Genomic DNA, 8,358 nt, shown 5'->3' with positions numbered 1-8,358 from the left:
GCTTCGCGGCGCACGATCGTCCCGGCGTCGGTGGGGCGGCGGGGTGCTGTACGCGGGCAACAGCCCTGTTCTCGCGGGGGTGTTCACGGCGGGCGGCCGGTCGCGGCCCGACGGTGGGTGGCCTCTCGGCGTACGCCCGCCCCGGCGCCGACGGGTCGCGCTCACGCCCCGCCGGTCAGGGAACGCGTGTCCGGCCCTCCGGTCGCTCGTCCCGGCCCGCGCGCTGACCGGTCCCCGCCAGCCTGCCGCCGAGTGCCGTCCGCCACGCAGGGGGCCGGGCGGGGGAGTCGACCGGGGCGCGGTGGCCGCCGCGGGCGAAGAACGCCGCCAGGGGCAGGACGGCGGCGCCCACGGTCACCGCGTCCGGGCCGAGTCGGCCGAGGGTGATGCCGACCCGCCCGGCGGGATGGCGGAGTGCGTGGGCGTACGCGTGCGTCCGCACCGACTCGACGAACCCGGGGCCGAGCTGGAGCCCGGCCCAGCCGCCGACGAGGATGCGCTCGGGCTGGAACAGGTTGATGAGGTCGGACAGGCCCGCGCCCAGGTACTCGGCCGTCTCGGCGAGCACCCGGGCCGCCACCGGGTCGGGTTCCCGGCCGTCCGGAGGGTGGGCGGCGCGCAGCATGTCGGTGAGGGCGGCCTCCTCGTCGGTGCCGGACGGCGGCCGCCCGCCCGCTTCCCGCCAGCGTGCCAGCAGCGCCTCGGCGCCGGCGTAGGCCTCCAGGCACCCCCGGGCCCCGCACCGGCACCGGCGGCCCCGGACCCGCACCGTCAGGTGCCCCCACTCCACCGCGCGGCCCTGCTCGACGTCGTGGGTGACGACGCACGCGCCGACCCCGGAGCCGAACAGCACCACGACCGCGTTGTGCGCACCGCGTCCGCCGCCGAACCACATCTCGGCCTGGCCCAGGGTCTTGGCGCCGTTGTCGATGAACAGCGGCACGTGCGCGGGCAGGCGCCCCGAGGCCCGCAGCAGGCGCTCCAGCGGCACGGCGTCCCAGCCGATGGTCTGGCCGTGCACGAGGGTGCCGCCGGCGGTGTGCTCGACGATGCCGGGTACGCCGACACCGACGCCGAGCAGGTCGCCGGACCCGCGTCCGTCCCCGGCCGCGTCCAGCACCTCCGCGATGCCGTCGAGTATGTGACCGGCGACGACGCCGACGTCGTAGGACCGGGCGCCGTGACCGGACAACGGCCGTTCCGTTCGACCCAGTTCGGCCATCGACAGGTCGAACAGCTCGATGCGCACCCGGGTCTCGCCCACGTCGACCCCGACGAGCCGTCCGTGACCGGACGCGATCCGCACGAGGGTGCGCGGCCGGCCGCCGTCGGCACCGAGGCTCCCCGCCTCCTCCACCAGTCCCTCGGCGAGCAGTTCGGCGACGACATTGCTGACGGAGCCCGAACTCAGCCCGGTCGCCGAACCCAGCGCGACCCGGCTCATCGGCCCGTCGAAATACAACCGTTGTAGAACGGCGGCGCGGTTCTCCCGCCGCAGGTCACGGACCGTGCGCCCGCTCGCCCTGGCCATCCGGCCCCCTTCTTCACCGCCCCCGGTCGCCGACCGGCCGTGCGCGACACCTTGACGCGTCTTTCTCTTGAGGTTTAACTCACGTCCTAAATTAAGCCATGAGGGGCTTCGGGAAGCGCACGGGGTGTCGCCCCCGGAAGCCGTCCTCGGACTTCTCGACTCCCGGAAAGGGACCAGGAGCCATGCGCAGCATCCGAGCCGCGGCCGTAGGCGCCGTCACCATGTCTCTCGCTCTCGCCGCCTCGGCCTGCGGAGGGGGCTCCTCCTCGGGCGGCGGATCCAACGACTCGCCCAAGGAACTCACCTACTGGGCCTCCAACCAGGGCGCCAGCGTCGAGGTCGACAAGAAGGTCCTCCAGCCCGAGCTCGACAAGTTCGAGAAGAAGACCGGGATCAAGGTGAAGCTGGAGGTCGTGCCCTGGTCCGACCTGCTCAACCGGATCCTCACCGCGACCACCTCCGGCCAGGGCCCCGACGTCCTCAACATCGGCAACACATGGAGCGCCTCCCTCCAGGCCACCGGCGCCCTGATGCCCTGGGACGCGAAGAACTTCGACAGGATCGGCGGCAAGGACCGCTTCGTGCAGTCCGCGCTGGGATCGACCGGCGCCCAGGGCCAGGACCCGGCCGCGGTACCGCTGTACTCGATGGCGTACGCGCTCTACTACAACAAGCAGATGTTCGCCGACGCGGGCGTCACCAAGCCGCCGGCCACCTGGGACGAGCTGGTCGCGACCGGCAAGAAGATCTCCAAGGGCGGCAAGTGGGGGCTGGGCGCCGAAGGGTCCAACCTGTCGAACAACATCCACCAGGTCTTCGTTTTCGCCAAGCAGCACGGCGCCGACTTCTTCACCGCCGACGGCAAGCCCGACTTCACCTCCGACGGCGCGGTCGCGGCCGTCAAGCAGTACGTCGACCTGATGGCCAAGGACAAGATCGTCGCCCCGGGCAACGCCGAGTACGCGCAGAACCAGTCCCTCAGCGACTTCGCCAAGGGCAAGACCGCGATGGTGCTGTGGCAGACCGCCTCCGCCACCTTCAAGACCATGGGCATGAAGGACGACGAGTGGGGCGTCGCCCCCGCTCCCGTCCCGTCCGGCACCCCCGGCACCGGCACCGCCACCAACTCGATGGTCGCCGGCATCAACATGGCCGTCTTCAAGAACACCGACAACGTCGACGGCGCCACCGAGTTCGTCGAATTCATGACGAGCGACGCCGAACAGAAGATCCTCAACAAGGCGTACGGCTCCATCCCGCCGGTCAAGGCCGCCCAGAGCGACCCCGCGTTCAACACCCAGTCCACCGCCGTGCTGCGCGAGACCCTCGCCACCAGCGCCGCCGCTCTGCCCCAGGTCCCCGACGAGTCGCAGTTCGAGACGGCGGTCGGCACGGCCGTCAAGGAGCTGTTCGCCGACGCCGCGGCCGGCCGCGCGGTGACCACCGAGTCGGTGAAGGCCAAGCTCGCCAAGGCCCAGCAGCAGATGCCGACGAAGTGAGCACCCCCACCGACACCCCACGGACACGGACCTCGCCATGACCACCACGACCGCCTCGGCGCAGCCCGGCGAGCGGACGGTCGGCAAGAGCTCCCCCGGAGCGGCGAGCGGACCCCGCCGCCGCCCCGGGCGGATCCGCCGCATCGGACTGCCCTACCTGCTGCTCCTGCCGGCCCTTCTCCTCGAACTCCTCGTCCACCTGGTGCCGATGGTCATCGGCATCGTGATGAGCTTCAAGGAACTCACCCAGTTCTACATCCGCGACTGGACCACCGCCCCCTGGACCGCCCTCGACAACTACCGCATGTCGGTGGACTTCGACGCCCCCGTCGGCGAGGCGCTGCTCCACTCCTTCCTGGTCACCTGCGGCTTCACGGTCCTGTCCGTCGGCCTGTGCTGGTTCCTCGGCACGGCGGCGGCGATCTGCATGCAGGACTCCTTCCGCGGCCGCGGCCTGCTCCGGACCGTCTTCCTGGTCCCCTACGCCCTGCCGGTCTACGCGGCCGTCATCACCTGGGCGTTCATGTTCCAGCACGACAACGGCCTGGTGAACCACGTCCTGCACGACCAACTCGGCCTCACCGACAAGCCCTCCTTCTGGCTGATCGGCGACAACAGCTTCGTCGCGCTGCTCACCGTGTCGGTGTGGAAGGGCTGGCCGTTCGCCTTCCTCATCGTCATGGCCGGCCTGCAGAACATCCCCAGGGAGCTCTACGAGGCCGCGTCCCTGGACGGCGCCGGCGTCTGGCAGCAGATCCGCCGCATCACCCTGCCGTCCCTGCGCCCGGTCAACCAGGTGCTGGTGCTGGTGCTGTTCCTGTGGACGTTCAACGACTTCAACACGCCCTACGTGCTGTTCGGCAAGTCCGCCCCGGAGGCGGCCGACCTGATCTCCATCCACATCTACCAGTCGTCGTTCGTCACCTGGAACTTCGGCACCGGCTCCGCCATGTCGGTCCTGCTGCTGCTGTTCCTGCTGCTCGTGACCGGCGTCTACCTGTTCCTGACGTCGCGTGGACGGAGGTCCACCCGTGCCTAGGTCCCCGATGGCGATGCCGCGCTCGTTCCTCTGGACGCGCCGCGTCTTCCTGACCCTGCTCGCCGGCTTCGTGCTGCTGCCGGTGTACGTCATGGTCTCCAGCTCGCTCAAACCGCTGCAGGACGTCTCCGGCGAGTTCCGCTGGCTGCCCAGTGGCCTGACCCTGCGCCCGTACATCGACATCTGGTCGACGGTCCCGCTGGCGAAGTACTTCGTCAACTCCCTCGTCGTGGCGGGCGCGGCGACCGTCTGCTCGGTCGTGATCGCCGTCTTCGCCGCCTACGCGGTCAGCCGCTACGAGTTCCGGGGCAAGCGCGTCTTCTCGGTGACGGTCCTGTCCACCCAGATGTTCCCCGGCATCCTCTTCCTGCTACCCCTGTTCCTCATCTACGTGAACATCGGCAACACCACCGGCATCGCCCTCTTCGGCTCCCGCGGGGGCCTGATCCTCACCTATCTGACCTTCTCCCTGCCCTTCTCCATCTGGATGCTGATCGGGTACTTCGACTCGGTGCCCCGCGATCTGGACGAAGCGGCCCTCGTGGACGGCTGCGGCCCGCTCAAGGCGCTGGTCCGGGTCGTCGTCCCGGCGGCGACCCCGGGCATCGTCGCGGTCGCCGTCTACGCCTTCATGACCGCCTGGGGCGAGGTGCTGTTCGCCTCGGTCATGACCAACGACACCACCCGCACCCTCGCGGTCGGTCTCCAGGGCTACTCCACGCAGAACGACGTGTACTGGAACCAGATCATGGCCGCCTCGCTGGTGGTGAGCGTCCCCGTGGTGGCGGGCTTCCTGCTCCTCCAGCGCTACCTGGTGGCGGGCCTGACGGCGGGCGCCGTCAAGTGACCCCTGCCGCAGAACGTCCCGAAACCGAAAGGACCCACGTGAGCATCGACCTCGCCGCACTCCCGCACGACTTCCTGTGGGGCACGGCCACATCGGCGTACCAGATCGAGGGGGCCGTGGCGGAGGACGGCCGTTCACCGTCGATCTGGGACACCTTCTCCCACATCCCGGGCAAGATCGACAACAACGACCACGGCGACGTCGCCTGCGACCACTACCACCGCTGGCGCGAGGACATCGACCTGATGCGCCGGCTGGGCACCAACGCCTACCGTCTGTCCGTCGCCTGGCCGCGCGTCGTACCCGGCGGCGACGGCCCGGTCAACGCCAAGGGCCTGGCCTTCTACGACGAGCTGGTCGACGCCCTGCTGGAGGCGGGCATCACGCCGTCCGTGACCCTCTACCACTGGGACCTGCCGCAGGTGCTCCAGGACCGTGACGCCGGCTGGCAGTCACGGGCCACGGCGGAGCACTTCGCGTCCTATGCATCGGTCGTCGCCGAGCGCCTCGGCGACCGCGTCACGCACTGGGCCACCCTCAACGAGCCCCTGTGCTCCGCGTGGATCGGACACCTGGAGGGCGTCATGGCCCCGGGCCTGACGGACCTCACGGCGGCCGTCCGTGCCTCCTACCACCTGCTCCTCGGTCACGGCCTGGCGATGCAGGCGATCCGGTCGGCCGCCCCGGACGCGCAGGTGGGCATCGTCAACAACCTCTCCACCATCCACGCGGCCACCGACCGCGAGGAGGACCTCGCCGCCGCCCGCCGCATGGACGGCCACACCAACCGCTGGTGGCTGGACCCGGTCCACGGCCGGGGCTTCCCGCAGGACATGCGCGAGGTCTACGGCGTCGAACTGCCCGAGCGCGACGGCGACATGGCCCTGATCGGCGCCGACCTGGACTGGCTGGGCCTGAACTACTACTTCCCGCAGACGGTGGCCGCCGACCCCACGGCCCCGGCCCCGTACGTCCGCACCGTCCGCCGCGTCGGCGTCCCCCGTACCGGCATGGACTGGGAGGTCGACGCCAGTGGCATCGAGGACCTGCTGCTGCGCCTGACGAACGAGTACGGGCCGCGCAAGCTGTACGTCACGGAGAACGGCTCGTCGTTCCCGGACGTGGTACGCCCGGACGGCACGATCGACGACCCGGAACGGCAGGACTACCTTACCGGCCACCTGGCCGCCTGCGCCTCCGCGGCCCGCAAGGGCGCCCCGCTGGCCGGCTACTTCGCCTGGTCCCTCCTGGACAACTTCGAGTGGGCGTACGGCTACGACAAGCGCTTCGGCCTCGTCCACGTCGACTACCAGACCCAGGTCCGCACGATCAAGGGCAGCGGCCACCGCTACGCGGAGATCATCGCGGCACACGGGCGGGAACGGGCACGCCGGGCCGCCTGAGACCCCGTGGTGGGCGCGGATGCGGGAGTCCGCGCCCACCACGGCCTGCTCGCACGAACCGGCCTGTCAGGTATGGCCCTGCCAGACCGTGAACTGTCAGGTACATGACATAACACTGGAGCTCTTCGTCGTCGTCCAAGGAGAAGATCCGTATGCCGTCCCGCGCCCCCCGCACTCTCCTCACCGCCCTGACCGCGCTCGCCCTGCTGGCCGCGGTCCCGTCCCTCACGAGCCCGGCCGCCGCCGAACCGTCCGCTGCCGCGGTCGCGGCCTGGGACACCGACCGCGCGGCCTCCGCCTACGCCGCCGACCCGGCCGCGGTCACCGCCTCGGCCAGTGAGAACGCCGGCACCGCGCCCGGCCTCGCCTTCGACGGCAACGGCGGCACCCGCTGGTCCAGCGACTTCACCGACGGCGCCTGGATCCGCGTCGACCTCAAGACGACGATCCGCGTCGACCGGGTGACGCTGGACTGGGAAGCGGCCTACGGCAAGAGATACGTCCTGGAGGCATCCACCAACGGCACCGACTGGAAGCCCTTCTACACCGAGACCGCCGGCACCGGCGGAACGGTCACCGCACACACCTACCCCCAGGAAGTGCGGGCCCGCTACGTCCGCATGCGCGGCATCGAGCGCGCCACGCCCTACGGCTACTCCCTCTACTCCTTCAAGGTCTACGGCGGCGAACCGGCCCCCGCCTCCACCACCCGCACCAACCTCGCCCTGAACCACCCGGCCTACTCGAACGTCTACCAGCACGCCGGGAACTCACCGGCCTTCGTCACCGACGGCGGCCGTCCCGCCGACCTCAAGGCCGACGCCACCCGCTGGTCCAGCGACTGGAACGCCGACCGATGGGTCTCCGTCGACCTCGGCGCCGCCTCCACCATCGACACCGTCGACCTGTACTGGGAGGCGGCCTACGCCGTCGACTACGAACTCCAGGTCTCCGACGACAACCGCACCTGGCGCACCGTGTACCGGCCCTCCGCGGCCGAGGCCGCCGCCCGCCGCGCGGACGTCAAGTCCCCGGGCGAGGCCACCGGCCGCCACGACACCGTCCGCCTGCCCCAGCCCGTCACCGGCCGCTACGTCCGCATGCTCGGCAAGGAACGCCGCTCCTTCTACAACCCCGCCCCGGCCACCGCCCAGTTCGGCTACTCCCTCTACGAGTTCGAGGTCTGGGGCACCGGAGGCAGCGCGGCCGCCGCCTACCCGGCGCTGCCCGGCGAACAGTCCGGCACCTACCGGACCACGTTCTTCGACGACTTCACCTCGGCCTCGCTGGACCGCGGCAAGTGGCGCGTCGTCCGCACCGGCACCGAGATGGGCTCCGTCAACGGCGAGTCGCAGGCCTACGTCGACTCGGCCGACAACATCCGCCTGGAGAACGGCGCCCTGGTCCTGCGCGCCAAGCACTGCAAGGGCTGCACGAAGGCGGGCGGCGGGACCTACGACTTCACCTCCGGCCGCATCGACACCAACACCAAGTTCGACTTCACCTACGGCCGGGTCAGCGCCCGCATGAAGCTCCCGGTCGGCGACGGTTTCTGGCCCGCCTTCTGGCTGCTCGGCAGCAACGTCGACGACCCCTCCGTGTCCTGGCCGGCCTCCGGCGAGACCGACATCATGGAGAACATCGGCTACGGCGACTGGACCAGCACCGCCCTGCACGGCCCCGGCTACTCGGCCGACGGCAACATCGGCGCGCGCCAGGTGTACCCGGGCGGCGGCCGGGCCGACCAGTGGCACACCTACGCGGTCGAGTGGACGCCGACGGGCATGAAGTTCTCCGTCGACGACCGGGTGGTCCAGGAGACGACCCGCAACAAGCTGGAGTCGACGCGCGGCGCGTGGGTCTTCGCCCACGACCAGTACGTCATCCTCAACCTCGCCCTCGGCGGCGCCTACCCGGCCGGCTGGAACCAGGTCACCAGCCCCTACTGGGGCCTGCCGCAGTCCAGCGTGGACCGGATCGCGGCCGGGGGAGTACAGGCGGAGGTGGACTGGGTGCGGGTGGAGCAGAAGGGGTAGCCG

General features: G+C 70.8%; 6 protein-coding genes. 5 read left to right on the top strand and 1 reads right to left on the bottom strand.

Going from position 1 to position 8,358, the window contains the following annotated elements; genetic code table 11:
• Nucleotides 1-175: 175 nt before the first annotated feature.
• Nucleotides 176-1,531 carry an ROK family transcriptional regulator gene (locus IEZ05_RS21130; protein ID WP_189231734.1) on the bottom strand — a complete coding sequence of 452 codons (1,356 nt, stop codon included), beginning with the start codon at nucleotides 1,529-1,531 and terminating at the stop codon, nucleotides 176-178.
• Nucleotides 1,532-1,713: 182 nt separating this feature from the next.
• Here IEZ05_RS21130 and IEZ05_RS21125 point away from each other — a divergent pair, with 182 nt between their 5' ends.
• From IEZ05_RS21125 to IEZ05_RS21105, 5 genes are all read left to right on the top strand, one after another.
• Entirely contained in the window at nucleotides 1,714-3,030 is a 1,317-nt protein-coding gene (locus IEZ05_RS21125; RefSeq protein WP_189231733.1) for an ABC transporter substrate-binding protein, read from the top strand.
• A 37-nt stretch (nucleotides 3,031-3,067) separates the two neighbouring features.
• A complete protein-coding gene (locus IEZ05_RS21120) occupies nucleotides 3,068-4,069 on the top strand; it encodes a carbohydrate ABC transporter permease (protein WP_189231732.1) in 1,002 nt (333 codons plus the stop codon).
• Nucleotides 4,070-4,076: 7 nt separating this feature from the next.
• Entirely contained in the window at nucleotides 4,077-4,916 is an 840-nt protein-coding gene (locus tag IEZ05_RS21115) for a carbohydrate ABC transporter permease (protein ID WP_189231758.1), read from the top strand.
• Nucleotides 4,917-4,954: 38 nt separating this feature from the next.
• Nucleotides 4,955-6,319, top strand: coding sequence for a GH1 family beta-glucosidase (locus tag IEZ05_RS21110; RefSeq protein ID WP_189231731.1), 1,365 nt, complete (start codon nucleotides 4,955-4,957; stop codon nucleotides 6,317-6,319).
• A gap of 152 nt (nucleotides 6,320-6,471) precedes the next feature.
• Nucleotides 6,472-8,355, top strand: a complete 1,884-nt coding sequence (locus IEZ05_RS21105; protein ID WP_189231730.1) for a discoidin domain-containing protein — start codon at nucleotides 6,472-6,474, stop codon at nucleotides 8,353-8,355.
• The last annotated feature ends 3 nt before the right edge of the window (nucleotides 8,356-8,358 follow it).

Origin of the sequence: Streptomyces flaveolus (genome assembly GCF_014648815.1) — a bacterium.
Taxonomy (GTDB): Bacteria; Actinomycetota; Actinomycetes; order Streptomycetales; family Streptomycetaceae; genus Streptomyces; species Streptomyces flaveolus.
The sequence above is the reverse complement of the archived record's forward strand: the minus strand, read 5'-3'. Positions and strand labels throughout refer to the sequence as shown.

Coding starts and splice junctions, on each gene's coding strand:
- IEZ05_RS21130 (WP_189231734.1), bottom strand. CDS start 1,531: ATGGCCAGGGCGAGCGGGCGCACGGTCCGTGACCTGCGGCGGGAGAAC.
- IEZ05_RS21125 (WP_189231733.1), top strand. CDS start 1,714: ATGCGCAGCATCCGAGCCGCGGCCGTAGGCGCCGTCACCATGTCTCTC.
- IEZ05_RS21120 (WP_189231732.1), top strand. CDS start 3,068: ATGACCACCACGACCGCCTCGGCGCAGCCCGGCGAGCGGACGGTCGGC.
- IEZ05_RS21115 (WP_189231758.1), top strand. CDS start 4,077: ATGGCGATGCCGCGCTCGTTCCTCTGGACGCGCCGCGTCTTCCTGACC.
- IEZ05_RS21105 (WP_189231730.1), top strand. CDS start 6,472: ATGCCGTCCCGCGCCCCCCGCACTCTCCTCACCGCCCTGACCGCGCTC.